The sequence below is a fragment of the Mesorhizobium sp. P2_A12 genome (genome assembly GCF_056405075.1).
Map to the genome: position 1 here is coordinate 1 of NZ_JBFUCU010000029.1, position 26,890 is coordinate 26,890.

At 58.3% G+C, this 26,890-nt stretch carries 31 protein-coding genes and 1 pseudogene; 16 read left to right on the forward strand and 16 right to left on the reverse strand.

All coding sequences use genetic code 11. The features are described from left to right. From AC1DZU_RS32565 to AC1DZU_RS32575, 3 genes are all read left to right on the forward strand, one after another. The coding region (locus tag AC1DZU_RS32565; protein ID WP_477291146.1) for an ABC transporter permease at window positions 1-1,701 on the forward strand (1,701 nt) is incomplete at its 5' end. Then, on the forward strand, window positions 1,685-2,908 hold the full coding sequence (locus AC1DZU_RS32570) for a PAN domain-containing protein (RefSeq protein ID WP_477291147.1): 1,224 nt from the start codon (window positions 1,685-1,687) through the stop codon (window positions 2,906-2,908). The genes AC1DZU_RS32565 and AC1DZU_RS32570, both read left to right, overlap by 17 nt. Before the next feature lie 47 nt (window positions 2,909-2,955). Further along, a complete protein-coding gene (locus AC1DZU_RS32575) occupies window positions 2,956-3,531 on the forward strand; it encodes a thermonuclease family protein (RefSeq protein WP_477291149.1) in 576 nt (191 codons plus the stop codon). A gap of 1 nt (window position 3,532) precedes the next feature. Here the strand turns inward: AC1DZU_RS32575 and AC1DZU_RS32580 are convergent, their stop codons facing one another. Next, window positions 3,533-3,886, reverse strand: coding sequence for a YdcA family protein (locus AC1DZU_RS32580; RefSeq protein ID WP_477291151.1), 354 nt, complete (start codon window positions 3,884-3,886; stop codon window positions 3,533-3,535). 123 nt (window positions 3,887-4,009) lie between these two features. Here AC1DZU_RS32580 and AC1DZU_RS32585 point away from each other — a divergent pair, with 123 nt between their 5' ends. The 4 genes from AC1DZU_RS32585 (at window position 4,010) to AC1DZU_RS32600 (ending at window position 6,029) form a co-directional block, all read left to right on the forward strand. Next, the gene (locus AC1DZU_RS32585; protein WP_287302488.1) at window positions 4,010-4,453 is read left to right on the forward strand and encodes a hypothetical protein; all 444 of its coding nucleotides are present in this window, start codon (window positions 4,010-4,012) and stop codon (window positions 4,451-4,453) included. Window positions 4,454-4,502: 49 nt separating this feature from the next. Beyond that, window positions 4,503-4,709: a hypothetical protein gene (locus AC1DZU_RS32590; RefSeq protein ID WP_477291154.1), complete on the forward strand. Its 207-nt coding sequence runs from the start codon at window positions 4,503-4,505 to the stop codon at window positions 4,707-4,709. A gap of 48 nt (window positions 4,710-4,757) precedes the next feature. Next, window positions 4,758-5,048 carry a hypothetical protein gene (locus AC1DZU_RS32595; protein ID WP_477291240.1) on the forward strand — a complete coding sequence of 97 codons (291 nt, stop codon included), beginning with the start codon at window positions 4,758-4,760 and terminating at the stop codon, window positions 5,046-5,048. Window positions 5,049-5,384: 336 nt separating this feature from the next. Then, window positions 5,385-6,029 carry a peroxiredoxin-like family protein gene (locus AC1DZU_RS32600; RefSeq protein ID WP_477291156.1) on the forward strand — a complete coding sequence of 215 codons (645 nt, stop codon included), beginning with the start codon at window positions 5,385-5,387 and terminating at the stop codon, window positions 6,027-6,029. A 504-nt stretch (window positions 6,030-6,533) separates the two neighbouring features. Here AC1DZU_RS32600 and AC1DZU_RS32605 read toward each other — a convergent pair. After that, entirely contained in the window at window positions 6,534-6,755 is a 222-nt protein-coding gene (locus AC1DZU_RS32605) for a hypothetical protein (RefSeq protein WP_477291158.1), read from the reverse strand. A 514-nt stretch (window positions 6,756-7,269) separates the two neighbouring features. Here AC1DZU_RS32605 and AC1DZU_RS32610 point away from each other — a divergent pair. Continuing rightward, on the forward strand, window positions 7,270-7,473 hold the full coding sequence (locus AC1DZU_RS32610; protein ID WP_477291160.1) for a hypothetical protein: 204 nt from the start codon (window positions 7,270-7,272) through the stop codon (window positions 7,471-7,473). 434 nt (window positions 7,474-7,907) lie between these two features. Here the strand turns inward: AC1DZU_RS32610 and AC1DZU_RS32615 are convergent, their stop codons facing one another. The 3 genes and pseudogenes from AC1DZU_RS32615 to AC1DZU_RS32625 all read right to left on the reverse strand — a co-directional run bounded on the left by AC1DZU_RS32615 (window position 7,908) and on the right by AC1DZU_RS32625 (window position 10,523). Next, entirely contained in the window at window positions 7,908-8,129 is a 222-nt protein-coding gene (locus tag AC1DZU_RS32615; protein ID WP_477291162.1) for a hypothetical protein, read from the reverse strand. Between the two features lie 1,127 nt (window positions 8,130-9,256). Then, window positions 9,257-9,478: a DUF768 domain-containing protein gene (locus tag AC1DZU_RS32620; RefSeq protein ID WP_477291164.1), complete on the reverse strand. Its 222-nt coding sequence runs from the start codon at window positions 9,476-9,478 to the stop codon at window positions 9,257-9,259. 188 nt (window positions 9,479-9,666) lie between these two features. Then, window positions 9,667-10,523, reverse strand: a pseudogene (locus AC1DZU_RS32625) (ATP-dependent DNA ligase). A 77-nt stretch (window positions 10,524-10,600) separates the two neighbouring features. Here AC1DZU_RS32625 and AC1DZU_RS32630 point away from each other — a divergent pair. The 4 genes from AC1DZU_RS32630 (at window position 10,601) to AC1DZU_RS32645 (ending at window position 13,334) form a co-directional block, all read left to right on the forward strand. Next, window positions 10,601-10,876, forward strand: coding sequence for a hypothetical protein (locus tag AC1DZU_RS32630; protein WP_477291166.1), 276 nt, complete (start codon window positions 10,601-10,603; stop codon window positions 10,874-10,876). Window positions 10,877-10,917: 41 nt separating this feature from the next. Further along, window positions 10,918-11,856, forward strand: a complete 939-nt coding sequence (locus tag AC1DZU_RS32635; protein ID WP_477291168.1) for a hypothetical protein — start codon at window positions 10,918-10,920, stop codon at window positions 11,854-11,856. Between the two features lie 102 nt (window positions 11,857-11,958). Then, window positions 11,959-12,816 carry a thermonuclease family protein gene (locus AC1DZU_RS32640; RefSeq protein WP_477291170.1) on the forward strand — a complete coding sequence of 286 codons (858 nt, stop codon included), beginning with the start codon at window positions 11,959-11,961 and terminating at the stop codon, window positions 12,814-12,816. A gap of 218 nt (window positions 12,817-13,034) precedes the next feature. Then, on the forward strand, window positions 13,035-13,334 hold the full coding sequence (locus AC1DZU_RS32645) for an XRE family transcriptional regulator (protein WP_477291172.1): 300 nt from the start codon (window positions 13,035-13,037) through the stop codon (window positions 13,332-13,334). Between the two features lie 236 nt (window positions 13,335-13,570). Here the strand turns inward: AC1DZU_RS32645 and AC1DZU_RS32650 are convergent, their stop codons facing one another. Further along, a complete protein-coding gene (locus AC1DZU_RS32650) occupies window positions 13,571-14,530 on the reverse strand; it encodes a universal stress protein (protein WP_477291174.1) in 960 nt (319 codons plus the stop codon). Between the two features lie 345 nt (window positions 14,531-14,875). Here AC1DZU_RS32650 and rnk point away from each other — a divergent pair, with 345 nt between their 5' ends. From rnk to AC1DZU_RS32670, 4 genes are all read left to right on the forward strand, one after another. Then, a complete protein-coding gene (gene rnk, locus AC1DZU_RS32655; RefSeq protein WP_477291176.1) occupies window positions 14,876-15,340 on the forward strand; it encodes a nucleoside diphosphate kinase regulator in 465 nt (154 codons plus the stop codon). A gap of 162 nt (window positions 15,341-15,502) precedes the next feature. Next, window positions 15,503-16,066 carry a GreA/GreB family elongation factor gene (locus AC1DZU_RS32660; protein ID WP_477291178.1) on the forward strand — a complete coding sequence of 188 codons (564 nt, stop codon included), beginning with the start codon at window positions 15,503-15,505 and terminating at the stop codon, window positions 16,064-16,066. 535 nt (window positions 16,067-16,601) lie between these two features. Next, window positions 16,602-18,197, forward strand: a complete 1,596-nt coding sequence (ctaD, locus tag AC1DZU_RS32665; protein ID WP_477291180.1) for a cytochrome c oxidase subunit I — start codon at window positions 16,602-16,604, stop codon at window positions 18,195-18,197. A gap of 59 nt (window positions 18,198-18,256) precedes the next feature. Next, window positions 18,257-18,877: a Tim44/TimA family putative adaptor protein gene (locus tag AC1DZU_RS32670; protein ID WP_477291182.1), complete on the forward strand. Its 621-nt coding sequence runs from the start codon at window positions 18,257-18,259 to the stop codon at window positions 18,875-18,877. A gap of 121 nt (window positions 18,878-18,998) precedes the next feature. On the opposite strand, the gene AC1DZU_RS32675 is transcribed toward AC1DZU_RS32670, so the two are convergent. The 10 genes from AC1DZU_RS32675 to AC1DZU_RS32720 all read right to left on the reverse strand — a co-directional run bounded on the left by AC1DZU_RS32675 (window position 18,999) and on the right by AC1DZU_RS32720 (window position 26,716). Beyond that, the gene (locus tag AC1DZU_RS32675; protein WP_477291184.1) at window positions 18,999-19,820 is read right to left on the reverse strand and encodes a universal stress protein; all 822 of its coding nucleotides are present in this window, start codon (window positions 19,818-19,820) and stop codon (window positions 18,999-19,001) included. 193 nt (window positions 19,821-20,013) lie between these two features. Next, window positions 20,014-20,310, reverse strand: coding sequence for a hypothetical protein (locus AC1DZU_RS32680; RefSeq protein ID WP_477291186.1), 297 nt, complete (start codon window positions 20,308-20,310; stop codon window positions 20,014-20,016). Window positions 20,311-20,398: 88 nt separating this feature from the next. Next, window positions 20,399-21,934 carry an FAD-dependent oxidoreductase gene (locus AC1DZU_RS32685; protein WP_477291188.1) on the reverse strand — a complete coding sequence of 512 codons (1,536 nt, stop codon included), beginning with the start codon at window positions 21,932-21,934 and terminating at the stop codon, window positions 20,399-20,401. 263 nt (window positions 21,935-22,197) lie between these two features. Beyond that, window positions 22,198-22,854: a fructose-6-phosphate aldolase gene (gene fsa, locus AC1DZU_RS32690; RefSeq protein ID WP_477291190.1), complete on the reverse strand. Its 657-nt coding sequence runs from the start codon at window positions 22,852-22,854 to the stop codon at window positions 22,198-22,200. A 147-nt stretch (window positions 22,855-23,001) separates the two neighbouring features. After that, entirely contained in the window at window positions 23,002-23,373 is a 372-nt protein-coding gene (locus AC1DZU_RS32695; protein WP_477291192.1) for a DUF488 domain-containing protein, read from the reverse strand. Next, window positions 23,370-23,591 (reverse strand): hypothetical protein, encoded by a 222-nt coding sequence (locus tag AC1DZU_RS32700; protein ID WP_477291194.1) that lies wholly within the window; start codon window positions 23,589-23,591, stop codon window positions 23,370-23,372. The genes AC1DZU_RS32695 and AC1DZU_RS32700 overlap by 4 nt, the downstream gene beginning before the upstream one ends. A gap of 53 nt (window positions 23,592-23,644) precedes the next feature. Continuing rightward, a complete protein-coding gene (locus AC1DZU_RS32705; protein ID WP_477291196.1) occupies window positions 23,645-24,040 on the reverse strand; it encodes a c-type cytochrome in 396 nt (131 codons plus the stop codon). A 118-nt stretch (window positions 24,041-24,158) separates the two neighbouring features. Next, complete coding sequence (locus tag AC1DZU_RS32710) at window positions 24,159-25,928, reverse strand: GMC family oxidoreductase (protein WP_477291198.1); 1,770 nt, start codon at window positions 25,926-25,928, stop codon at window positions 24,159-24,161. 27 nt (window positions 25,929-25,955) lie between these two features. Further along, the gene (locus AC1DZU_RS32715) at window positions 25,956-26,594 is read right to left on the reverse strand and encodes a gluconate 2-dehydrogenase subunit 3 family protein (RefSeq protein WP_477291200.1); all 639 of its coding nucleotides are present in this window, start codon (window positions 26,592-26,594) and stop codon (window positions 25,956-25,958) included. After that, entirely contained in the window at window positions 26,558-26,716 is a 159-nt protein-coding gene (locus AC1DZU_RS32720; RefSeq protein WP_477291202.1) for a twin-arginine translocation signal domain-containing protein, read from the reverse strand. Before AC1DZU_RS32720 ends, AC1DZU_RS32715 begins: the two co-directional genes overlap by 37 nt. Between the last annotated feature and the right edge of the window lie 174 nt (window positions 26,717-26,890).

Genomic DNA, 26,890 nt, shown 5'->3' on the forward strand with positions numbered 1-26,890 from the left:
CAAGATGGGCTGGGCAAAGGGTGGGGATTGTACATGCACACGGCAATGAGCCAGAAACTGGCGAGCTATGGCCAGTGGACGTATCGCGGTGCGTGGGCACTTGAAATCGTTGCGGCGATCATCGGTCTAACAACCGGCGTCGCTCTGAGCTACCGCGGCTTTGTTGCCAATGAAGCGGCGGACTCAATGGACCTTGTCCTTGCAAGTGCCCCGTTCTTTATGATCGCGATTGCTGAGCTGACGAAAATCCCAATCGCCACGCTTCTGTTCGGCGCCTCGTGGATTTGGAAACCTGTTATCCTGACGTTTCTGCTCGTATTGGCCGGCATCACTTTTGAGACAGTCCTACTCGGATTGGAGCGTGCCAGCACAATGCGCGAAGTGCAGTATGCCAACTTCGCTAACCAAACTAAAGGACTTCAGCAAGAGCTCGAGAATCTCAAGGCTGCAGCCGAAAGCTTGCGAAACACTGACGACGAGGCAAAAGCCCGAAGCGATCTGGAGCAGCTCGGTGGGTTGGCTGACACCGAGCGCGACAAATTGCGTGCACGGATAACAGAGGTTGACGAAGAGCTGCAGGCCGCAACCACCCTTTCACCAGCGGCAGCGCGAGCCAAAGAATATCTCGAAGAGAAACTAGCAGCGCTAAGCGCACTGGTGGAACGGCGCGATCGAGAGATCAAGGACGCCGTGGAGCAGTTCGAGCGACAGCGGGATAGCTACGTTGAGCGCATAAAGAGCGCACGCGAAACAGGCGACCTTGCATCAGTGCAGCGCAACGAAGAAGGGCTGAACAAACTGACTAACCCGCGGCCCAAAAAAGAGGCCGAATTCGCGCCGAAACTGGCTGAATTGGAGCCCGCAGTCGCCGCGGCCCGCGCTGAATATGAGAGGCTGCGAAAAGATAGTCCTCCGATGACCCCCGAAGACAAACAGCGCCTTGAGGCTAGGCGTAACGATCTGGAGAAACTCTACGACGGTACCGCTGCCGATTGGGATCGTAAACTTGACGAGGCACGTACTGGGCTAGCGGCCGCTCAAGAAGCCGCCACTCGCAAGTCAGAGACGCTCGCGAAGAACCAGCAGCGGCAAGAGGCCATCGCGACGGAACTGAGCCGCCTGGAAACAGAGCGCCTCCCGGTTGCTCGCAACGATCAGATCCGTAGGCTGGCAGCTCGCTGGTATGGGGTGAAGCCAGAAGACGTTACAGAACCCCAGGCCGGCACGGTTTCGACGATCTGGTTCGCCTCGCTAGCATTCATCGCCGCACTAGCGGGGCCGATCACGGCGATGGTCGCGCTGGCCCTACAACGCATCGGCGCACAGGCCGAGGTTCAGAGTGATAGCAAACTCTCGCGTTTGCTACGCCGAATGCTCCTACGCTGGCGATGGCGCCGTGTCCGGAAAGTACCCGTGCAGGTGCCGTTCGACAGAGAAGTCGAAAAGCGTATCGAGGTTCCCGTCGAAGTCGAGAAGGTCGTCAAAGAAATCCTCTATGTCCCCATCCTTACTGACGACCCGGAAGCGTTGCGCCGGGCATTGGATCAGGAACTGCCCCCCGAAGTAGTCGATCTAGTGAGGGTTTCTGCAAAAGGGCAACACGACCGCATAGAGAAAGCCCTGGAAGGTGACCTGCAATTAGATTTTGACGAGCCGGCAACGGGGGCGAAGCGGGGTAGTAGACGTGCTCGTACGACATAACACCAAGCTGCTCGAACAAGCGATCGATCTGCAGATCAAACGGTCGGCCATTCCAACTTTGCAGGCAGAAGCAGCTGCGCACGACAAGATCGCTCGTGCCAATGCGTTTCGGCGGATGGCTACCGGCGCTGCCATCGCCGTGGCCGCAGTTGGGATCGGTCTAGGTGTGTGGCTGGTCTTTGATCGCGACCCAACAATGATCCAACCGGAGCCGCCGGTCGCCCAAAACCAACCGTCAAACCCGAACGAGAACCAGCCAAAAGAGACGAAGAAATCAGAGGATAGAATTCAGGGTGGCGAGACAGTCGCCGAGGAGGGAAAGACAGACAAGCAGAAGTCGCCGCCAATCGAGCAGCAGACGCCGCCGCCCACAGACCCAGCCAATCCAGATACGTTCGATTTCGTAAAGTTCGCCAATCGCCAAGTGACTTACGCTGGCAGCACTTGGCGGCTCGAGTCCGGTCATCATTTTGAGAGTGAGAAAAATCCAACCTGGGACACAGCTTGGTGCTACACGCGGAAGCTGGCAAACACCGGGGTCGAGGTTCAGGTAAGCCTTGTCAGCAGACCCTCACCTACATCGACGCCGCAGGCACCGGTGTCGTCGAGTGAGACACTCGCATCGGTGGGCCTTGACGACAAGTCGGCGCTTGAACTCGCCAGCCGTTGTCTCTGGCTCGACGAGGCCAGTTTCGCGCCAGGCGATTTCGACATGGGCCCTGAGCGGAAGGAAGCAGCGGCCGCGGCCGAAGAACTCTCCGTGCAGGACGGATGGGACGCGATCGGAAACGATCTGCCGGGTATGCCTGCTTGGAATGTCTCGCTTGAACAGTGTCAGGCCCAATGCGAAGCAGATCGCCGCTGCTTAGCACTCACCTACGATAAGAAGCACTCCGCCTGTTTCATGAAAAATAATGGATCGATTCTGGTTAGGAGTCCTGATGCAGTGATGGCGGCGAAGGGAGCCATCAAGGCTAATCTCCAGTACTCTAGCCTCGTTTTCGCCAAGGACACAGTCGTCGTTGGGGGCGCTTACGCGAATGTACGGAGCAACTATGCCGACTGCGTATTGGCCTGCGCCGCTGATCAGAGATGTCTAGGCTTCAATTTTGACGGTCCGAACAAGATGTGCGCCGTGCTCGACACCGTGACATCATCGTCTCCCTTCAAGGGCGTGGTGTCGGGCGTTAAAGCCACCCGCAGTTGAATGGCATCGGCCCGAAAACTGTGCAGAGAACGGAGCCATGACCGACAGTGACTCGAACACCCGTCACCGAAGACCTTGAAAGTGCCGCCAATCGCATTGCGGACATGTCGTGTGGGGACCTACAGATTATCCTTCGACACGCGGCATTGATGCTCTTGTCCGCCTCCCTGCTCGTTGTCGCCCAGCCAGCCACGGCTAAACCGATGGTTGGCGTTCCGTCTGTGGTTGATGGTGACACGATCGAAATCCATGGGCAGCGAATTCGCCTCAACGGTATCGACGCGCCCGAAAGCGCTCAACTCTGCCTGGACGCGGGCAGAAGGAACTACCGCTGCGGGCAAAAGGCGTCCCTCGCCCTTGCGGATTTTCTAAAAGCTCATCATCCGACTTCGTGCATTGAGGTCGACCGCGATCAGTTTAGGCGCATGGTGGCCGTCTGCACGGCCGGAGGTGTCGATATTGGCGAGTGGATGGTTCGGAAGGGCTACGCGGTTGACTGGCCGAAATACAGCGACGGGTTCTATGTCCGGGCTCAAAATGAAGCTAGGGCAGCAAAACGCGGCATGTGGGCCGGGTCGTTCGAAAGGCCTTGGGAATGGCGAAAGCAGATGACGGTCCAATAGGCTACTTGCGCAAATAGCTCTTGGCCCCACCATCGGTGATGCAAAAGTGCCCGCCACGAGGTCCGGTACAGTAGTGCCCCGCCCGGCAGGAGCATTCGGCCTGATTGTCTGTCGGCGTCATGTCTGCGTCTTCGTTGTCCATCAAGCCAAGCGGCTGGCTGGAGCCGCCATTGTCGGCAGAGCAATTCCTTTTGCTGGCACTCACCGAGCCATCATTGCAAACGAACGTGCGGCCTTGGCAGTGTGCGATACCACCCTTGTGGCCGCTGCAAGGGGTATTCGACGCTTGAGACGGTTGAACCGGCAATACCGAAAGGCTCGCGCCGAAGAGCAGCAATGCAAGGAATTTCCCCATTTTTTCCAACCCTTCATTCTCGGCGAAAATATTGGACTATTAGATTTTATCGGTTGCTGCCGAAGCGCGCCCTTGCGAGGGCGAACCTTTTGCAGTTCACTGCGCGCTGGGGGAACAAATTCTATGCGCAAGCGATATATATTCGCAGCTCTCGCTATTGCTGGCTGCCAGTCCACTCCGGCTTATATCGTCTTCAAGCCTGGCGTCGATCTCAATACAACGCAGACAGCGAAAGACGAGTGCAAGATTGCGTCTTTCAAAGAGATTCCCCAGTCGATAGCGACCGACTACCATCCAGGCTACAACAACCCTGGGACAGTCCAGTGCAATACCATCGGGACAATCGTCTCCTGCAACACGATCGGCGCGGTAAACATCCCAGGATCAACGACGACATATGACGTCAACCAAGACCTCAGGGACCGCTACATGGTCCGGTGCCTGGAAAGCAAAGGCTTTGGCGTCAAGCTTGCAAAGACGTGCTCCACCAAATCGGAGGAAGCGAAAGCTCTTGCTGACCGAGCGGCCGGGCAGTTCCCGACATGCGCTGTTGCTTCCGGGCAGTAGGCTAAACGCCTGGTAGCGGTTGGCAAGGCCTAAAAATGGGGCATTCGTTATGAGCGCACGCTGGATCTACACCCAAGAGGGTCAAGCTGCCTTTTATCAAGAGGGCGACAGCGTTTACACCGTAAACGGGGCATACGCCTACTGGGTCGATAGTGGTTGGTGGTATCGAGTTCCAGACGGACAGGCGTCCTACTACGTCGCCGATACTTGGGTTTACACGCCGAACGGCAAGGCCTCATTCTACTACGACAGCTGAGCGGTGCTCTACATCAGCCCGCACCGCTTCGATGGGGGCGCTTCGATCATGACCCGAATATCAATCGCAGAAGAGCTTGAGAGCGCCGCTGACCGTATCGCGGATGTCTCGCGGGCGGATTTGCAGATCATCCTTCGCCGCGCTGCATTGATGCTCCGGAACGTCGCTGGAGTGCCGCTAGAGCCGGCAACAGACGATGCACTGAAATCCATAGCCGCCGAGATGAATATCGGCCAGTCGGATCTCATTCAGATCGTACTGCGGGAGTGGCTGGAAACGAATGCGTATCTGCCGGTCAGAATGATCGATGAGGAAAGCCAGACGGACGGGAGCGCTTAAGCCAAGGCTTCCCCGATCACACGATAGGTTCTGGCGGGCCGCCTGCTAGATTGTTCGGGCGGCTGAAGCCCGGCCTCTTCGCACGGATGAGACGACCCACTGTTTACCCGCGGCGCTCGTGGCGGTCTCGCGAAACGAGCGACCCGCAGATGCTCTTTTCGTGTTATGATGGCGTTTTATGATGGCGTTGCAACGCGTAATCTCGACCTTGGCAATGTGGCAGAGGCCGAACGGTATTTTGCCCTGGCGCAGGAAGTTCTGCGCCCCCAGCACGGCTCAACTACGAGCGCTGGGTGCGCTGCCTTTTCTTGATTGGTCCGGGCGAGGAGGTTGTCCATGTCCACGAGTAGTGTCGACCGCCCGCTGCAGCCGGGCGACCGGGCGCCGAATATCGTGCTCGATGCGATCTCCCGCGACGGCAAGATCGCGCTCACTGATTTTCGCGGTCGAAGCCCGTTGTTGATCGGTTTGTTTCGAGGCCTGCACTGTGCGTTCTGTCGGCGCAATGTCGCGGCAATGGCGCAACTCGAGCCGGCCCTGCGTGAGAGAGGCGTCGAATGCCTGGCGGTGGTTAATACGCCGGTCGAGAGGGCGCGGCTCTATTTCCGTTACCACCCGGCACCCGATCTTCTCGCCGCGTCGGACCCCGAGCGGGCCTCACACCGTGCTTTCGGCTTGCGCGAGGTCGGGATGGACGAGGTCATGGGGATCCGGATCCATCTCCCGGGCGAGTTGCCCGAGCCTATGGACCCCATGGCAATGGACGAGTTCCTCAACAAGAAGGAGGGATATGAAATTACGGAAGCCGATCAGCGGATGATGACTTCCGCTAAGGAGTTGCTTGTCGGTCAGTTCCTCATCGACCGAGGGGGCATTGTACGCTGGAGCTTCACCGAAGGTCTGGAGGATGGCCCCGATATTACGTTCAAGACACCGAACCCCGAGGAACTGATGTCGGCAGCTTCACAAGTTGCACATTAATCGGCGGCGGAAATAGGCTGCTGGAACTGACCCTCACCCCGGCTTTTTTGTCTGGGGAGGGGCCGTGGCCGCTGACGAAAGCGCGGCCGCTCCCCCGACGCTCCCCGCGACCGGTCCAGCGTCGGCAAGACGCCAGCATTAAACAGGGTTTGCGGCCGATCACCCTAACCTTAGCTGGGGTATGTTGCCCCTAAATAGCCGTCCAGGCGAGACGTCGCGCGATCGGAGTTGCCAAGCTCGGTCCGCTGGCTCGAGCGGCCTCGCGTAACTTCGGCGGCACGTCATGCAGTCGACCGATAGCCCCGATCCGGCCTGCAATTTCTCGCCGAGCGTGTTCTCTACAAATGGATATTTCATGGTCATTGGAAATGGCGATCTCCGTTGAAAGGGTCGCCGCAACGGAGGATTATATTCCTGACGCTTCTCGGTTGCCAATAGCCCGACGAAGGAAAAGCCAGCTTTGACTGGGGTCAGCAGCGGTTTGCTTGGCCGGCCCCGCGCCCCTTAATTGTGGTTGTCCAACAAGAGGGCGAGCTTTCTGGTCGCGGCGCTTTCTACAATCAGCTCCTCCAGCCACCCATCGCCGGGACAAGTTGTGGGCGCGCGACGTCTAACGACGCGTAGCGCCTCTGATATCGAAACTGGCGTGGTTTTCGCGTGATCATCCAGGTAACGGCCGACTTCAATCACGGCATCTGCATCGACGTTAGGCGGCAATTCTCGCATGGCACCCCTCCCTGCAGCGAACCTTCTGTCTCGGCCCTAATTGAAAAAGCCCGCCGCTCCATTTGCGAAGCGGCGAGGCCCCAATTGCCCCCTGCCGAGTGCGCACCTGATTGAGCTACGAGCGCGAACATCTTGGTAGGCTAAGGGAGCAAGTGTCGTTTGATCAACTTGGAGATTGGGGTAAGCGGCACCTGCAATGGAAGTAGGGCCGCGCATGTCGCATCCACATTACCAAGTTAGCAGTAATGCTTGGTCGGCCTACAGTCTTCCCCAGCCGGCGACACCGATTGCCGCCGGTAGGCCCGGTGGCCGCCGCCCCAGCCCCACGTCAACCGCCGCTGGGCCGCTTAAGAGAAAGCTCGACCTATCGGAGCCCCGCCAGAGCGCGTTTCGGCTGGCCGCCAGCGTTACCAGCCGCAGCCAGGGCGCTCTGTGAGGTCGCTGTCTCGCATATTAGCATCCTCTTGACGGCCAGATGCGCTGCTCCAGAATCCTATCTGACGAGGAAATTCTCATGGCTTCGACCGCAGCGTTCATCTGGTATCTAGTAATCGCCGGTCCGCAAGGCGGAATGGTTGTCATGCCGAGCACCTTCGACACCCGTGAAAAGTGTGCAGCCGCTATCGCCGAATATCAGAAGCAACCAACGCCAGCCGGTTGGTCGATGCAGTGCTTCCCGAGCGCCTCATTTAATCCCGATAACGGGTCGGCTGAGTAAAGCAGCATCGCAGCGGTGGGCTTACACAAGTGATTTGGTATGGGAAACAGGGCGTCGTTGAAAAGACGCCATTTGATGCCGAGAAGGCTGCGAGGGACCACGTCTTTGCGAGCATCCCCGCTCGGAAGCGGGATGACGGTATCGTAGCGGTGGAAATACGCAAAGACGACGGCACGGTTGCTTTAGTCGAGCAGGGGGCAACTAACGTGCTTCACTCTAAATTAGCAGAAGCGCATAAGGTTTCCAGCTGGCGGCGATGTTCCTCGCGAGCACATCCCGCCGGTTAGGCGCCCGGCGCCCTAGCCCGCACCCCAACAACAGGGGTGCCGGGCCGCTCCATCCAAACCCCCGCTGCCGAAAGGAACGGCGCATCCTTGCCGGTGATATCCCTGACCGTCTTCAACAAGGCCTCAAGCCTTTCGGTTCCGAGCGTCTTATCTTGCTGTCCGATCGAGCAGAACAGCGAGGCCGCGAGACGCAGCCATCTCGATCACAAGTTCCTCGATCTCAAAGTCGGCAAGCGAGGTCGTCTGAGCTCCGCGGATTTGCTCCACCGAATCCGCGAGCGAGACCGACGCGAGTTTTGCATGGTCGTCGAGCATCCGCCCAATGGCCAGCACCACGTCGGCATCGATATTGCGTGGCAGCGTGTGCATTACTCCACCTCCCACCGGCCGGCTAGCCAAGGATCATTCCAGCGAGCAGCACCGTAATGAGAAGTGACAACGGAACGGCCAGAAGACCATACATCTCAATAGTTTTTGTGTTTGGCCGCTTGCCCATCTTCGTCGCCTCGCGTCTTTGGCGTTGTCATTTTGACGCTAACGGGCAGCCGTTGGAAGCGATTCGGCACGAGGTCGTTCGTATAGCCCTCCTGTGCTGTATATTAGCAACACCTTGACGACCTGAAGCCCCACCAGCGCGCGTTCCGGGTGGCCGCTCTCCTACACCGCCGAAGCGTCTCGCCCGCCCATGCGCCTGCCTGTGGCCAGCGCCATGCATTGATGGTACAGCCACAGCGCGCGAAGGCGTTAGCGTCTCGAGGCCATCCAAAAGGCTGTATTCCAACAACTCTAGCGAGAGCGATACACTCATTACTCGGCGCCGTTTCCCTCACCAAAGCGCTGCCGGTAAGCCTGGCGCCGCTCTGGTTTGTTCAGTATCAAAAAGCAGGGCGCCGGGCCGCGCTTCACTTTACATTGGCAGAAGCGCATAAACGCTTCCAGTCGGCGGCGATGTTCCTCGCAAGCACATCCTGCCGGTAGGCCCGGTGTCCTTCGCCCCACCCAACAAAGGGTGCCGGGCCGCTACAAAGCCCTCATTGCCGAAAGTCCCGCCGCCCCATTTGCGAAGCGACGGGACCTTCCCCACCCCACACATGTCAATGCAATTGCGGTGCCAGACCTATCGACCCATTATGGGGCGCATGGGCCTTTGCGTTCGAAAGTCGGCTTCCAGTCGCGATTGCGCTTCGCTTGGATGCCCTCGTAGTCAGGAATGACTGTGAAGAACACCGGGCGCCGGACACCCCCTGCGGCCTTGCAATCCGAACAGCCAAGCGCCCAACCAGATCCCAGTGCATCGAGCCGTGATCAGGCCCGAGCCTGTCACTCAGCGCAGGGATATCGAGCCTTGTCGACTTGCAGCACATCGGGTGCCCCATACATGGTTTCTCGGGCGGCAAGGGTGTCGGCGAGGGTCTTGGACATGGCGATCTCCGTTTGAAAGGGGTCGCCGCAACGAAGGATTATATTCCTGATCTCGCTGGCGCCGGCAAGCGGGTTCAGTCCGCCACGCCAGCGTCGTGGTGCACGATTGCATCCTGGATCGAATTGTAGATGCTAACGGTCTCTTCCTCGATCTCCGTGCTACCTATGCCGATCGCCTTGGCGTCTGCAAATAGCTTCTGGGTCAATTCTGCGACTGAGATGATGTCGGCGCCGACCGTCTCGGGGACGTTGTTGGCAATCCATTTGTGCAGGAAGTTTACGCCGCGTGTGCTCATCTCGCCATAAAGCTGACTGGCGGCATTAGGTTCCCGTCACCTTTAAGAACCCGCCGCTCCATTCACGGCAGCGGCGGGCCGTCCCTAGGGATCACAGGGACTTGGCGGGGAAATGTTGGCTGCCCATGCTGACCAAACAACTATTAGAATGCTCTGATGTTCCATTCCTCGCGTGGCGTAGGTAGGTGCTAGGCATCATACTCCCGAAAGTCGTGCAATGAGGCATGGCGCAGGTCTTCCTCGCCGCGTAGGTGCTTCACACGGCCGATGATGCCCGGCTTGGCCCATTGCGTGGCTGGCCGCTTCATGCCCTTCGGCGCGGCGCCTACGCGCTCCTGGACACGCTCCCAAAGCCGTTCGCGCATCTCCCGGTTCAAGGTGATGAAAGCCGAGCCGACATAGCGCCCGGTGCCGCGCTCCGCCATTAGGGCGAAAGCTGGCTTGCCGGCTTCCCGTTCGACGCCGAGCAATTCATATTCGTCAATCGAGTAGCACTTGGCCTTCAGCCAGTTGGTTGACGGGCCGCTGCGATGTCCTTGCGCTTTGACACCATGCCTTTAAGCCCGGCTTGGTCGACGAGGTGAAAGACCGCTGCGCCGGTGCCCGGCAGCGCTTCGCTGAATTGGATGCGACCGCCTTCCGGGATCATCTCGGCCAGGATCTCGCGGCGGTCCTCTAAGGGCATGTCTCGCAAGTCGAGGCCGTTTAGGTGGAGAAGATCGAAGGCGACAAAATAGAGAGCGTGCTGGCGCCTGGTGATCGCCTTCCGCAACTCTCCGAAGTCCGACCGGCCGGCGTCGTTGAGCACGATGACCTCGCCGTCGATGATGGCGCTTTCGACACCAAGCGCAGCGCCGGCCGCTGCGAGGTCACGATATTTCGACGTCCAGTCGAGACCGCGCCGGGCGTAGATCCGCGTGCCGTCGTCGTCGATGATCAACTGCGACCGGTAGCCGTCGAACTTGACTTCGTGAATCCAACCTTCGCCTTCGGGAGGCCGATCGACAAGGGTCGGCATCAAGGGCGCGACGAATTTCAAACGCATGCACGGAACTCTCACAAGCCGCGATTCAATTAGCATGCGCTGAAATAGTTCCGGAACATTTTAGATGAATTGAATGTTTGATCGTGATGACAAAGCCAAGCGAACTCGGCCTGCCCATCCCGGCCCGCGTCAATGGTGGTGAGCCGGAGGATGAGCGGAAGAACTTCTACCCTGCCCAACCTGCAACCAGTTGGTCGATATGCGAGATCTTCGGCAAATCATTTGGCATGAGAGGCCCCGACACAAACCGCTCGATCTGGGGCGATAAACGCAAAAGGCCCGCCACGGAGGAAGCGGTAGCAGCCGAAGCCTACAACTTTCGAGCCGCTTGCGCGTACTTGCTGTTGAGCTAATGTTCGAAATGGAGGTTGATCAAAAGGGAGGGGTGCTACCGATGGATACCAATTGGTATATTAGAAAAAACAACCAAGTCTATGGACCGTCATCAAAGAGCGAGATTGAAGCCTTGCTCCGAACAAACTCCATTCTAAGGACTGACGAGACATCGCAAAGTCCGGCTGGGCCTTGGAAACGCATCTCAGATCATGAAGATTTTGAAGTTCAAGCCGTGCCCATCTCACTTCTTGTGAACCCTGGGGCCGGGAACAGCAAATCAGATCAGGTGCATGCTGAGGAAATTTCGGCCAATCCTCCTCGCCAAGGCACACTCAGCCGGGATCAGCGGGAACGTTATATCTCTGTTGTAAGTGGGAATGGACAAGCTTTAGTCGGGCTTATTGTCTTCGTCGTTTGCATCGTCTTGTTGGCATACTTTATAGGCGGTCCGGAAAAGGCTAAATCGGTACACGTCATTTTGGCAATAGCAGCAGGAATTGCTGCGGCGGTAGCATGGAAGCGTATTCGACGTGGCATGTTTGATCGTCGCGGCCCTGAAGCTGACGAAACGTTGTCAGAAGTATATCTAACTAGTAAGGCGCGAAATCAGGTATTTAACGTCCTTTTTTGGATTATTATTGCGGCTGTATTTATTGGTATACAGATTGACAAAAGAACCGGCGGAACGATTAAGGGATATTTAAGCGCACTGGATAACCAGCCCGGATGCTCCATTCTAAGCAAAAGCGCTGATCCAGATTCGTTTCTCGTCGAGAACGAGGCTGACTATGGCTATACGGTATCCGCACGCATACAGAACTTAGGCGATGCAGGGAACCTGACGATTTCAGCTGTTCTGTCATCGTCTGAGGGCGAATGGACACGAACGCAGACCATAAGTCTCGCGGCAAAGGATACAAGAGATTTAAAGTTCGGATTTCACGAGCCAACAATTAATTCAACTAATGTAGTGTACAGTGTAAGCTGCAAGCCATGACATTCGAAGGTAAAAAAGCCCGCCACCTTTCGGCGGTGGCTAGGCTAGGAGTCGCTAGACTCTGGCCCGCAACGGAAGCATTCTCCTGTCGGGAGAAGGGGCGTGGGCAAGGTCTACCGTCACCCTGGCAATCGGTCTAACCAGTGGCGCAAGCACACTGGTGCGAAGCGCTATCGCTGGCGCAGCCTCGCCGGCGTGCCGATGCGGCTCGTTTTCGTGACCGTGGCAGCGATTGCCGCCTACGCGACGCAGTTCGTCATGGAACACGGCGCCGGCCTTCAAGGGACGATATCGAGTTGGACGGAACCGCTCCCCGGCCCGATGGATGGTCGCGCCTCTGTCATCGATGGCGACACGGTCGAGATCGCCGGCCAGCGTATCCGTTTCAATGGTATAGACGCTCCTGAGAGCCGGCAGTATTGCGATGACACTAAGGGCTTCGAATATCCCTGCGGGCGCCGCGCTGCCCAAGCGTTGGACGAGTTCCTAGCGGCATCGCGACCACTGCATTGCAGTTTTGTCGATCGCGATCGGTATGGCAGGCTTGTCGGCGATTGCTATCGAGCCGATCGTCAAAGCGTTCAGCAATGGCTTGTGGAGCAAGGGCTCGCCCTAGACTGGCCTCGCTATTCCAAGGGCGCATTTGCAACTGAGCAGGCCTCCGCCAAGGCGGCTAATCGCGGCGTTTGGCAAGGCCGCTTTGATCAGCCCTGGGATTGGCGAGCAGCGAACGCCGACAAAGTCGAGACAGTGGCCGAGCAGTCAACCGGCTTCTTCGGCCTGCTTGGGAGCGGCTGCACCATCAAGGGAAACATCAGCGTGAACTCTGGTGAGCACATCTACCATGTGCCCGGCCAAGAGTATTACGACCAGACGGTGATCACCCCAAGTAAAGGCGAGCGGTGGTTTTGCTCAGAAGCCGAGGCGCGCGCCGCGGGGTGGCGGAAAGCGCGCCGATGACGCTCTTCCCTCTGAGCCGCCAGATATGACGAACAGAGGAAAAGCCGCTAGGTCCTGAAGAAAAAGCGTCAGACGGAACAGCGCAAGAGCCTCAATAAAAGCTTGAAGTTCGATTAAAAAGCTCACCGGCGAAGGCGATACGCCCGATGCGCACGAAGCGCCTTGGTTGTTGACCAGCAGTCACCTTCGCGCCCAACACCGGTTTAAGGAGATTTGGGATGATCACTGGTGCTCAATGCCGCGCTGCTCGCGCGCTGGTCGAATGGACCCGAGAAAAGCTCTCGAGTAATTCAGGCGTGGATGCGTTGGTCATCGAGGAATTCGAGCGTCGGATCGCCCTCCCCGACAACGACGTCTGTAACAGACTCCAAGTCGCGCTCGAAGCCGCCGGCGCCTTTTTCATTGGCGAGAACGGCGGGGGTATCGGGGTTCGCCTGAAACTCAACCGCTCGGAAGTCAGGCGGATCAGCGTTCTCGAGAATGAGGGGGGCATCGTTGGGACGGATGCCGTTCCATAGATTCTGGAGGGTCTCCCACGGTACCGCACGAGGCGATGTAATCGAAATCAGCGAGTCCGCAGCTACTTATACGTCCAATTGAGCAGTCTTCCCGCAGTCTGGCTCGTTTGGCGGAAACTCATGGCCCGCGCAGCGCTTTGCCGCGACCGCATAGAGGGCAACGATGGCGTCCCGCCATTCGAGGCGACCGCGGAAATCCCAAGACGAACTACGACAATAATTCAGGTACGCCTTGATCAACTTTGGGCAGGTGGTACCGCAAAGACATCCACGTCGACCGATCGCAGAACGCTTTCTGTCACGCTTCCCAGAAGTACTTTGATGAAGCCCGAACGGCCATGTGTTCCGATTACCAGAACATCGGGCGCCACCTCGTTAATCGCCCCCATGATCGCTTCGACCGGGCCGCCTTCCCTGATATGCAATGACCAGTTGTCGACGCCAAAATCGTTGGCTTCCAGAAACGCGACCAGTTGCCTCCCCACCTGCAAACGTTCTGTCGCCACGTAGCGCGCTAGCTCGTCCTTGCCTATTCCAGCATTTGACATTTTTCCCTTGGCGAAGGCTTCGAACCCATGGACCAGCGAAAGACTGGCGTCGCCTATCAGCCCAGTTTCCCTCGCCGTGCCAATTGCGTGCGCGGACGGCTCGGACATATCCACGGCGGCCATCACTTTTTTGTAGGAATGTTCTACCTCTCCATTCACCATGAGCACTGGGAAAGGTCCGGTCCGGATCACACGTTCGATCGTCGTTCCGACAAAAACATCGCGGAGCAACTGCTTGCGGTGCGCACCCATGACAATCAGATCGACCGCGCGCGCTTCGGCTGCATTCAAAATGCCGTCGAACGGATTCCCGGCTACAACTGCAGAATCGCATTGGAGTCCCTCCAACTTGGCGATCGAGGCCACTTGTTCTGTAAGATATCGCTTCGCCTCGCGGCTTTCGCGCCCGACTATGGCTGAGGGTTGATCGTCGTCGACGACATGGACGAGCGTGAGTTCTGCGCCAACATCCCGGGCCAGGAGGCCGGCCCGCCGCAATGCCCGTTGTGAGCGGGTGGAAAAATCTGTCGCCGCAAGGATTTTCATGACAGTCCCGTGTTCCTCGTCCGTGCGATCACAACCGCCTTCCTTCGGAAGATTTTTGGTGGTGATCGAGTGGACGATGATCTCGTTTGTCCGGCGAGTCATCCTAGGCGACGGCTCCGCAATGCTGCAAGAGGCTGCAGATATCCTGAACGGCAGGTCTTGCGGCTGAGCCTGCCATCATCCACCTTGACTTCAAGAATTGCTTCACCAACTATACCTATATGAATACCGCAGCCAAAATCCGTTGTGATTTTCTTTTCCGGGTTTGCCCCATCGCGGGATCGTAACCCCCGGCTCGGCTGCCCGTGCCCCGAGCCGAGGGGCAACACCTAAATCGATATGTGATGATCCGCAGGGCTCCCAGGGCTTTGTGAATCCGGTCATTTCCGAATTGCCAGTTCCGCCACCTTTGATGGCAACTGAGCCAACTAGAATATGAGTATCCAAATGCAGAACAACACGAAAACCCGGCGTAAGCCAAACATCCGCATCTCGCAGACGGACCACGCACGTTTATCGGCGCTCGCGAGCACCGTTGCCGCACGAAATCCGGAGGCTTCCGATGAACTGCTCGCCGAACTCGAGCGCGCGCGCATCGTCGCCGATGGTTGGGTCTCCGCCGGCACCGTCCGGATGGGTTCGACTGTGACGTTCAAGCCCGACACCGGCGATCGGAAAACGATCACGCTGGTTTTTCCTGGCGACGCGGACATCTCTGAAGGCAAGGTTTCAATCCTCACGCCGATTGGCACAGCCCTGATCGGCCTCTCGGCTGGACAGTCGATCATGTGGACCGCCCGAGACGGGCGCCGGCACGAATTGTTCGTCCTTGCCGTGAACCAGCCCGCCCCGGAAAGCGATGGAGCCGAGCGAATCGCACCAGCGTCTCCGGCGATTGCGGCGAGTGTCTAGACGTGGGCATCTCCGTGCGTCTCCTCAATCATGCGGGCAGCCTGATCGCAGGAGTCTAACCCCTGCGCCGGCCTATTTGAGTCCGGCACAGGGGTAATTCTTCACACCCGATCAATTTCCTGACGCTGGATCCCCTTGCACGGGGCCGGCTGGAGACGCACCATGCCCAATATCGACAGCTGTCAACTGACGACTAAGGACTACACCATTCTGGAAGTGATGCGGGAGCGCCACCCGGCCCGCACCCAAACACTGTTGACTATCCTCCACCGGAAGATCTCGAGCGCACTCGTCATGTTTCGGGAAGACATCCCGCCAACCGTCGTGACGCTCAGCAGCCGCGTGGCTTACCGGGTTAACGATGGCCCCGCCGAAACGCGCATCCTCACACATGGCGAGATGCGTGGTTTGGTAGGCATGCTGTTGCCAATCACCAATCCGCGCGGTCTGGCACTGCTTGGTCTTGCCGAAGGTCAATCCATGACCATTCCGAGTGCGGAAGGCAGCCCTGAAACGCTGACTGTCCACGAAGTGGTCTATCAGCCGGAAGCAGCAAGGCGCGAAAGATTGAAGTTGCCTTTGGGGGCGGAACCGGGTTCGTCGCAACTGGGCAGGCCTTTTCTCCGCGTCGTCCATCGGTCTGATAAGTTGCAGGACAACGCCGAGAACAAAGTCATGGCGGCCTTCGACACTGGGTTCGACGACCCGGGGCCGTCTGCCGCCTGAGAGCTCGACCATCCCGAGGATTGTGAAACTGGCCCGGCGCGGCTCTCCGAGCACATCATGCACCTGCCTTGCGGAGGGCATAAGCTGGTTCAGGCCGCCAAGAAACTTCGCCGACAGCTAAGTCGGCGAAGTTGTGAAAACTCTGGTCTCGCGCGCCCCTGCGCGCAGGGTTCGCTCATGCGCGCTGTGGCGTCCGAGCTCTTCCTCAAATGTGCGAACCCGAGCGCCTACCGCGTAGCCAGTTGGCAGCCCTCAGAAAGCTGCCGGAATGCACGATTCCGAAGAACGTACGGCCGCGGTCAAGGTCCAACATGGTTTGCCAGTTCAGTGCAATAAACTTGCATCAATGCGGCATTTAATTGCGTTTGCCTTCCTGTTTTATGCAGCGCAACGTGTTCATAGCCAGGCGGCTTTCCGTCACTGCCGAATAAATGAACGCAGGCGAGGCCTGATCCCCTTGCGACCGCGGGTTCGCAAGTTGTTGTCCGCCGTTGAGCCCGCCCGGTCTGCCAGCAGAAGGAGCAGGAAGCACATCATGTCCATTCCAGCCACAGTCTTGGATGATCGCAAACCCAGGTTCCTCCTCAGGTGGCTCTTCTCGACCAATCACAAGGATATCGGGACACTCTACCTGCTGTTCTCGATCATGGCCGGCGTTCTCGGCACCGCGCTTTCGGTGTTGATCCGCATGGAGTTGCAGGAACCAGGCTTTCAGATATTTGGCGATCCGGGGGTCTACAACGTTGTCGTCAGTTCCCATGGGCTGGTCATGATCTTTTTCGTCCTTATGCCGGCGCTGATTGGTGGCTTCGGCAATTGGATGGCGCCGATCATGATCGGCGCGCCCGATATGGCTTTTCCGCGCTTGAACAATATCTCGTTCTGGCTGCTTGTGATGTCGTTTGTCCTCTTCATCGCCTCGATGTTCGTTCCAGGAGCGCCAGGTGCGCTCGGTCATGGCGGCGGGTGGACGCTCTATCCGCCCTACTCGACGGACGGCCAGCCGGGGCCTGCTGTCGACCTCGTCATACTGTCGATCCACCTGTCGGGCGCCTCGTCGATCCTCGGTGCGATCAATTTCATCACCACCATCTTCAACATGCGCGCACCCGGCATGACGTTGCACAAGATGCCTCTGTTCGCCTGGTCGATGCTGGTCACGGCCTTCATGCTTCTCATGTCACTGCCGGTGCTCGCCGGTGCCGTCACCATGCTTTTGACCGATCGCAATTTCGGGACGACCTTCTTCGCGCCTTCCGGCGGCGGTGATCCGATCCTCTACCAACATCTGTTCTGGTTCTTCGGCCATCCCGAAGTCTACATCATGATCCTGCCTGGGTTCGGGATCATCAGCCATGTCATCGCGACCTTCGCCAAGAAGCCGATCTTCGGCTATCTCGGCATGGCCTATGCAATGGTGGCAATCGGCACGATCGGCTTCGTCGTTTGGGCGCATCATATGTATACCACGGGCCTGTCCCTAGACACCCAGCGCTACTTCGCCTTCGCCTCGATGGTGATCGGCGTTCCAACCGGCATAAAGGTGTTTTCGTGGCTGGCAACCATGTGGGGAGGATCGATCGAGTTCAAGACTCCCATGCTCTGGGCTCTCGGCTTCGTCCTGCTCTTCACCATCGGCGGCGTCACCGGGATCGTGGTTGCCAGCCCCGGTCTCGACCGCTCGTTGCACGACACCTACTATGTGATTGCCCACTTCCACTATGTCCTGTCGTTAGGCGCGGTCTTCGCCATCTTCGCCGGCTTTTATTACTGGTTCCCGAAGATGACCGGCTATATGTACAGCGAAACGATGGGCAAGCTCCATTTCTGGCTGATGTTCATTGGCGTCAACCTGGTCTTTTTCCCGCAGCATTTTCTTGGAATGGCCGGCATGCCGCGACGCTATGCCGACTACCCCGACGCTTTCGCCGGCTGGAATTTCATCTCGTCGATCGGGGCCTACATTTCAACGGCCGGACTTGTCGTCTTCTTCATCGCGGTCGCGGAGGCCTTCACCCGCAAGCGTCAAGCTGGCGCCAATCCCTGGGGCGAAGGGGCGACCACGCTCGAATGGCTGCTGCCGTCGCCGCCGCCCTTCCATCAGTGGGAAAAGCTGCCGCGTATTCTCTAACACTCGCCTCCTTCCAAATCGCCGTCTCTGTCACTTCGACATTTTGTCGGGAGAACGTCATGAACGAGACCACAGATCCGAACAACCAGATCCTGATCGTGGTGATTATCGCATTTTATTGGGCATTGTTGGGCAGTTGGAGCCAACTTCTGCCGCGCTCGGGCGACGATAAGACCAAACGGGACGATGCGCCGACAGAGCAACGAGCCGGCAGTAGCGAAAACATTTCTTCTGCGGACGCGCCCTTGGATGTCATTCGAGAGATCGACCCGAATTTCGACCTCGCAGCTTTTCTGGCCGGCGCCAAGACGGCTTATGAAGTTATCCTGCAGGCCTATGCTGACGGTGACGTCCAAACGTTGAAGCGCCTTGTCGGGCCCGAAGTGCTTGATACCTTCGAACGAGCGATTGCCGAGCGCAGGGATCGAAAGGAGATGCTACAGCTCACCTTCATCGGCACGAGCGAAGCAAAGGTCGTCGACGCTCTCGAGCAGGAGGGTACCGCGGAGATTGCCGCTCGCTTCGTTTCCGACTTGGTCAGCGTTACACGCTCGGCCAACGATGCGATCATCGCCGGCGATCCCCAGCAGATCGTTGAGGTGATCGATACGTGGACGTTCGCCTGTGACATCCAGTCAACGAAGCGCAATTGGATGCTGATCGCCACGGCGGGCGAGTAACAAGTCTGTGCTCCCGATGCTGCTGCTTGGCAGCCCCGCTACAGTTGGCGGGCGGTCAACCCGGAGCGCACGCGGATTTCTCAGCTTTTGACAATGCGCATCCACTATTTGTGTATCACGCTCAATTCGACATGACCCGGTTCAGTCGATCATTTTCAAGCAGCGAGCGGGTAGCACCGCCGAAGATCCACTCTCTGAATCTGCTGTGTCCGTAGGCGCCGGATATGATCAGATCCGCATGCATTGCGTCGGCCACATCGGCGATCGTTCCGCCATCGTGTTGTTCCGGAAAAACGTCCGCCTTCGCCTTTACGCCGTGAAAGGAAAGTAAGGCAACAACATCGTCCAGGCCGTTCCAGGTTTCATCGGTTGCATCATTGTCGATCGTAATGACACGAACCTCCTGAGCCATTTGCAAAAAGGGCATAGCATCAGTAATCGCACGCCTGGCTTCACGCGTGTCCTTCCATCCGACAAGAACCTTGTTGATGCGCAAATTTTCCTGGTTGGTCGAGGCGACAAAGACGGGCCGCCCTGCCTGAAGGATCAGGTTACCGAGGTCGGTGGAACGATGAACGTTGCCAGAAGACGCGCCCTCAGGCGACGCCGTGACGATGAGATCGGCCACGCGGGCCGAGTCGATCAGCAATCGGGTCGGATTGCCCACAGCCCCACGCCATTCCGTATCAACCGTTGCGCCAGCAAGGCCTTCGAATTCTGCGCGGAGGTCCTCAATTCGTCGCTCGATGTTCTTCCGCTGGTGCATCATGCTCTCGCCTTCAAAGGCCACTCCTCCTTCCATTACGACAGGCGTTGGAACGTCGGCCGCCGAGAGACCTATCAGGCGCGCATCGAAGCGCTGGGCCAGATCGACACCAAGCTTGATAACAGGAGCAACCATCCCGTCGATGTCGAGATTGAGAACGATTGACTTGTAGCCCATTGGGCCTTCCTTCCATTGGGTTGGACATGATGCCTGCTCGGCAAAGGGGTACGTCAAGAGCCGCGAAACGCAGCTTCACAATGCGGCAATCCTCAAGCCGGAGGTCTGCCGCGCAACGTTTCAAATAACTTGATGACGAACGATCATTGTCACGGGAAGTGCGCCAGCCGGCATGATCGTGAAGGCACCCGCCCTACTCGAATACAATCCGAGCGGTACCTTTTTTTGCGATCAACATTCTCCGAGCATCTTGAATCCGCTCAGCCTGTAGTTTGGAATAGGGGCCCATAGGCCGGGTCGCTTCGTCGCCGCGACGGACCTGGCAATACCACTGGCCACTGTCCGAGAAGATTTCAACCGAGGTCGGCGTCTCATCGGACGCTTCCCCGGCAACCTCCTTGTCGAACTCGACGATCTTCGAATAATGCTGAGCGGGCGCGACCGTGTCCAAACCATTGGTGGTGCTAAGTTCCTGTTGCATTGTGGACATAATTCGAACTCCTTTCGGTCACGACGACGTTCCGCTCCACCATTTCTGATTGCGCCTTTCTCCGGATTGCGGTGCCGGAGGCGCATTGCTAGGTCGCCATTTGGTGCTCCATTTCCACCTCGGCCTCCAGACTTTCGACGTCGCGGAAGATCGAAGCAACGGCCAGCGTACGTCCTTCGCGCTTGAAGCGGAGCAGGCAATCCTTGGCTGTGATGTCTCCATCAACCGCGATCTCATCCCATTGCCCGGCATGGCCGACATAGTTGATGGGCACATCGTAATGCTGACTCCAGAAGAACGGCACGGCCGCGAATTTCTCCCGATGGCCGAGCATGTTCAGCGCCGCTATTTGCCCTTGCCTCTCTGCAACCACCCAATGCTCGACTCGAATGTTCTCGCCACCGTGAGGATCTGGCCACCGCGCAATGTCGCCGGCCGCGAATATCCCTAGCTCGCTCGTTTCCAGAAAGGCGTCCACAACAACGCCGTGGTCAACGACCAGTCCCGCCTTTTCGGCAAGTCCGGTCCGCGGCCGCACGCCGATGCCGACCACGACGACGTCCGCCGTCAGCGAATTGCCGCTGCTGAGTTTCACCTTGCTGCCATCGATGCTGCTCGCGGTGTCCTCGAGATGGAATACAACGCCATTTTCCTCATGGAGGGCGCGGATGAAGTCGCCCATCTGCGGGCCCAGGACCCGCTCCATGGGCCGTTTCCCCGGCGCCACGACATGGACTTCGATATCGCGCGAGCGCAGAGCAGCGGCAACTTCCAGGCCTATGAAACTGGCGCCAATCACGACGGCGCGGCGGGCGGTCGTGGCTCGCTCGATGATCGCCTTGCAATCTGCGAACGAGCGCAGCGTGTGAACATGTGGCTGGTCGGCGCCTGGTATGGCCAAGCGAACCGGTTCGGCGCCGGTAGCAAGCAGCAGCTTGTGGTAAGGGATCCTTCCTTCATCAACGAGGACGACCTCGCGGGAACGCAGGTCGACGTCAACGGCCTTCACATTGAGACGCAGGTCGATATTGTTTTTTGAATAGAACTTCTCGTCGCGGAGCCGAATCCAATCTTCCGGGGCCTTTCCGGCGAGGTAGTCCTTGGAGAGGTTGGGCCGGTCGACGGGCGGCGCATGGTCGTCGCTGATCATAACGATGCCGCCCTGGTACTGCTCTCGCCGCAGCATTTCGGCCGCTGCGAAACCCGCTGCGCCGCCACCGACAATGACGATTTTCTTGGGGATCTGCCCGGAGCCTCCGGAGCGCGATTTCAGAGCCGTCCGTTTGAATTTCTCGCCGACGAATATCCGGCCATCCCGCTGTTCGACTGCCCAGCAGGCCAGAGGATTGAAGGCAGGAGCGCGCAACGCTTCGCCCGTCCGCAGATCGAAACACGCATGATGCCAAGGACACCGGACGGTATCCTCCACGACAAGACCGTCAACGAGCGGCCCGCCGTAATGTGTACATGTCGCGCCGATGGCGAAGACCTCGGCCCCGCGGCGCACCAACAACACCTGATTGTCGCCACGGTGGCCGAGGAGCTTTCCGCCATCGGGAAGGTCGGACAGCGCGATCCCCTGGCCCAGATCCGGTCCGTTTAATTTGGTATCACCTTCAGCCATTTTCTTCTCCCTTGGCGAGCCGGTGTCAAATCGCTCGTACGGCGAAGCGGCAATCCCCGCTTCTTCGGGATACCTTCTACCTGGCTAGTGCGCCTTCAGATTCTCAGCACCATCTGCGCCAAACATCCGACTACGTCACGCATTGGGCCGAGTGGTTTTCACGCTGCAGTTTCCCGCCATCTCCACTATCATGCAAACGAATTTAATCGGTAGTTGAGTGCAATTTTTATGATGGCTGCCCTCGGCAATTCCACTGCGGACAGTTACAGGATCGCTTGCCCCGTCTTACCCCAATCGGCGAGAAACGACTCGAGGCCCCTGTCGGTGAGTGGGTGTTTGGCGAGGTTTCTGAGCACCGCCGGTGGCACGGTCGCGATATCGGCGCCTGCGATCGCCGCCTGTTTGACATGGAGAGGCGTACGAATTGAAGACGCGAGGATTTCCGTCGTGAAGGATTTGTCGTTGTCGTAGATCTTGCGGATTTCCCGGACCACCTCCATGCCGTCCAGACCAAGATCGTCTAGCCTGCCGACGAACGGCGAAATGAAGGTCGCTCCTGCCTTGGCTGCGAGCAACGCCTGATTGGCTGAAAAGCACAGCGTGACGTTGACCTTGTGTCCGAGCTGACTGAGTGCCCGGCAAGCCCTGAATCCATCCCAGGTGGATGGCACCTTAACGGCCACATTGGCGGCAATGCTGGCCAAACGCACTCCCTCGGCGATCATGCCGTCGAAGTGGATCGCTGTGACTTCTGCCGAAACCGGGCCTTCGATTGTCTGGCAAATCTCCTTGATCACATCCCAGATCGGTCGGCCGGTCTTTGCGATAAGGGACGGGTTCGTGGTCACCCCGTCGAGAAAACCGGCAGCAGCAAGCTCGCGAATTTCAGAAATATCGGCAGTATCGATAAAGAACTTCATTGTCTTTCTCCGCAACGTGAACCCGTCCATCGATGATTTGATGGGGTTTCCTTAGTTTGGTTCCGGAAAGATGATTTGCTCTCGCTGTTGTGATCACACGCCCTATGTCTTTAAAGGCAATGACAGTGCAGGAGCGACGTGACGTCTCTATCGATGTCTCAGCAAAATATCTCTAAGGACGACAGCATCGTTGTGGGCCTCGTCATGAGCCGAGTAGACGAGTGTGACGTCGCCCTGCCGTATCATGTCGCGCAGTCGGTCGAGCTCATGGCGATGCTCATGGATTTCCGCCGCATATCGCCGGCGGAATTCCTCCCAGCGGGCTGGATCATGTCCGAACCATTTCCGAAGTTCGGTGCTTGGGGCGAGTTCCTTCATCCAACGGTCGATGGCGGCTTCGGTCTTCTTGACCCCGCGCGGCCAAAGCCGGTCAACCAACACTCGCTTGCCATCGTCGGCAGCAGGGCTCTCATATGCCCGTTTTAATTTTACTCTCTCGTTGACGATTTTTTCGCTCATCGACGTCGTGTCCTGTCCGTCTCCGTGTCGTTGACAACATCTAGAAGGCCGGAGAATTCGTTTCTAAGGATTGCCTCGTCGGCTGCATCCGACACAAATACGAAAATGTCGCCGCGATATCGCTCGATCCAATGATGGCCGGCGCCATGGCTGCGCAGGTAGTCACCGATCTGATGGATCGTGGAGTACCCCAAACCCTTGTGCAGGAGAAATTTCATCGAGGTTGTGCTCTGCGGCCGGGCCAGGTGATCCACCTGTCTCAGGGGCCGACCTAATGGCCCTGCGCGTTGAATTGCTTCAGATAGGCGATCACGTCGGCGATGTCCTGGTCCTTGCTGAGACCGGCAAACGTCATCTTTGTGCCGGGCACCAGTTTGCGCGGCCCGTGCAGATAGGTAGCCAGCGTTGCTTCATCCCAAGTCAGACCCGAATTCTTGTTCGCCGCAGAATAACTGTAATCCGGATACACACCGGCCGCTCGGCCGACGACTCCGTTCAAGACTGGACCTACTCCGTTCTTTGCGTCAGGGCCGACCGTGTGGCAGGCCATGCACCTCTTGAAGACAACGGCGCCGGCGTCGGCGTTACCGGGGGATGAGTCCTGCGCATGGGCCGAACCGACTGCAGTGAGAATAGCGGTCACCAATACAAGCAAAGTCGATTTCATGTTTGTTTCTTCCAATGAGCGGCGGCGGGGTTCCAACCCGCCCACCGGCAATGTCGGGATTCGAAACACACACGCCTGCCGGATCCGAACCGCGCATCCGGATCCGGCAGACGTTGCCTCAGGAGGGAACCAGTGGGCCGGGGTTCTTCAAATATTGGTTCTTGATCGCGTCCACCGCCCAGTAGGCAAGAGCGCCTACCGGTCCGGTCGGGTTCTTCCCGGCGTTCTGGGGAAACACGCAAGCGCCCGTGACGAATACGTTCGGAACATCCCAGACCTGAAGGTACTTGTTTAGAACGCTGGTACTGGGGTCGGCACCGAAGACTGCGCCGCCTGTGTTGTGCGTGCTCTGATAAGGCACGATCGAATAGGGCACGGGTGGCACGTTTCGATCGATCTTGGTCGCACCCATCTCCTTCGCGAGGGTGACGCAGATGTCGGCCTGAGCGTTCATCTGCTTTATCTCGTTGTCTTGGAAATTGAATGTCATCCTCATAAGCGGACGTCCAAAAACGTCGGTGTACGTCGGATCAAGGCTCAGATAGTTCTGCCGGTAGGCCATCACGGCGCCTTGATTGCCGACGCTGGCCGCGTGGTCATAATTGTCGACCACGGCCCTCTTCCACTCGGAGCCCCAACGCGGCGTGCCACGGGGTGTGGGATGCGACTGGATAGGTCGAGCGCCCGAGTTGCTGCAACTGATGCCGCCGCCACCGATGTAGCCGGCCTTGACGAAATCGTAGTTGTCGCCGTTGAAATCATCCATGCAGGTGCCGAGCGCGCCGGCGCCCATGAAACGATTCAGGATGGTCTTCTTGTCGAAGAAGGCGGTAGCTCCGCCACCGCACTGATAGGCATAGTTGCGTCCGACCACGCCCTTCCCCGTTGCCGGGTCATAGGGCTCCCCAATCCCCGAATGCAGCAGCAGGTTGACGTTGCCGAGCGCGTAGGCCGACAGGATGATGAGGTCGGCAGGCTGTTCGAATTCGCGCCCGCGTGCGTCGAGATAGGTGACGCTGACCGCCTTCTTGCGGGTCGAATCCAGATTGACTTTCAGCACGATCGAGTTGGTGCGCAGCTCGAAATTCGGGTTCTTCACCGCCAGCGGAATGACGGTGAAATGCGGGCTCGCCTTGGCATTGGCCTCGCAGCCGAAACGTTCGCAGAAGCCACAATAGTGACACTGGCCGAAGGCCACGCCATCGGGATTGACGTAATCCCGCGACGCATTTGACGACGGGTTGGGGAACGGGTGGTAGCCGAGATTGCGGGCCGCCTTCTCGAACATCACCATGCTCTGCGCGGCAATCATCGGCGGATTGGGGTACTCGTCCTTTCGCGATCCCTCGAAGATATTGCCGCCATCGATCTTCCGGCCGTTGATATTGCCGGCCTTGCCGGAAGTGCCGCAGGTTTTTTCGAACTTGTCGTAATAGGGTTCGAGATCGTCATAGGTGATCGGCCAGTCCTGCAGGTGCATATCCGAAGGGATGATCTTTTCGCCGTATTTGTCGACCGTCCGGGTGCGCGCCTGATGATCCCATTCGAGCCAGCGCCAGGTCACGCCGTTCCAGTGCACGCCGGCGCCGCCGACGCCCTGGCCGGGCAGGAACGAGCCAAGTTGACGCATTGGCAGCGCCGTTTGCGATTCACTGTTGCGGAATGTGATGGTTTCCCGCCGCACGTTCTGCATGAGGTCGTGGCGGGCGGCGTAACGCAGCTCATCATGGATCTGCGGGTCGATGAAGTCCGGATTGGTGTCACGCGGGCCTCCCCGCTCCAGGGCGACGATCTTCAGCTTGGTCGATGCAAGCTCCTTGGCAATGATACCGCCTGTCCAACCAAGACCGACAATCAGGACATCGACCGCGTTGAGTTTGGTGGCCATGTTATAGTCTCCTTCTTCTTCCGTCGACTAAATGAGGTCCTGTATGCCCCTCGGATCGGCTGCATAGGGCTTGTTCCGAAACGGTTCGATCTTGTCCATGTACATGGCGTCGACGCCTGGGAAGCCGATCATCTTCCAGGCCGCCCTGTCCTTGTTTCCGCCATACATCGGGTCGGCGAAATAGCCCTCGATCGTGAGCTGCAGCAGAAGCCCGAAGAAGGTTGCAGTCGGCACAGTTGGAAGCTCGACCTTCTTGCCGTCGAGTTCGGCCATCACCGCGGCACGACCTTTCGCCGAAAGGCCGTTGAAGGTGCTCTTGTGGTTTTTCTGCACGTAGGCACTGACGTCAGCGATGCCGGCCCGGATCAATTCCGATGGCGTCATCGGCAGTTGATAGCCCTGCTCTGGCGTACCCTCGCCAAACGGTCCTTCCAGATACAGACGGTCGCCCTTGCCGTATCCGCCGGCCATCTGCCGGTCGATGTAGGTCGCAACGCCGAGCTCCTTGGCGCCGGGGCCGGTTGAATCGCTTGGAATGAGCGTGTCGACCGCCGCCTCGATGAAGGCGGATTCGTCGACATTGAAGAATTCGTAGCCCGAGTCCCCAGCATGCGATTTCGCGGCGTCGGCTACCTGATGGTGCGGTTTGCCTGTCGCCGGGGCCACCACTTCGTCCGCCGATGCGGACCACCGAGCGGTAGTGTACTCGCTGCCGCGCCAGCCGCACCGAACAGCTTCAGAAAGTCACGGCGCCCCACATCTCCTTGGCTCTTTTCTCTCGTCGACATGATCTCTCCTGTGACGCTGCAGGCAAAACGATGTGTGAGGTTGGAGAGAGCTCGCGCCCCCTCCAACCGGCGCTGCGCAGCATCCAGCGCTAGGCCTGGTGGAATTCTTCGAGCCTAGTGCTTGAGCGAAGTATCTAGCAAACGAAATTGATTGACATTTAAACGCAATTTTTA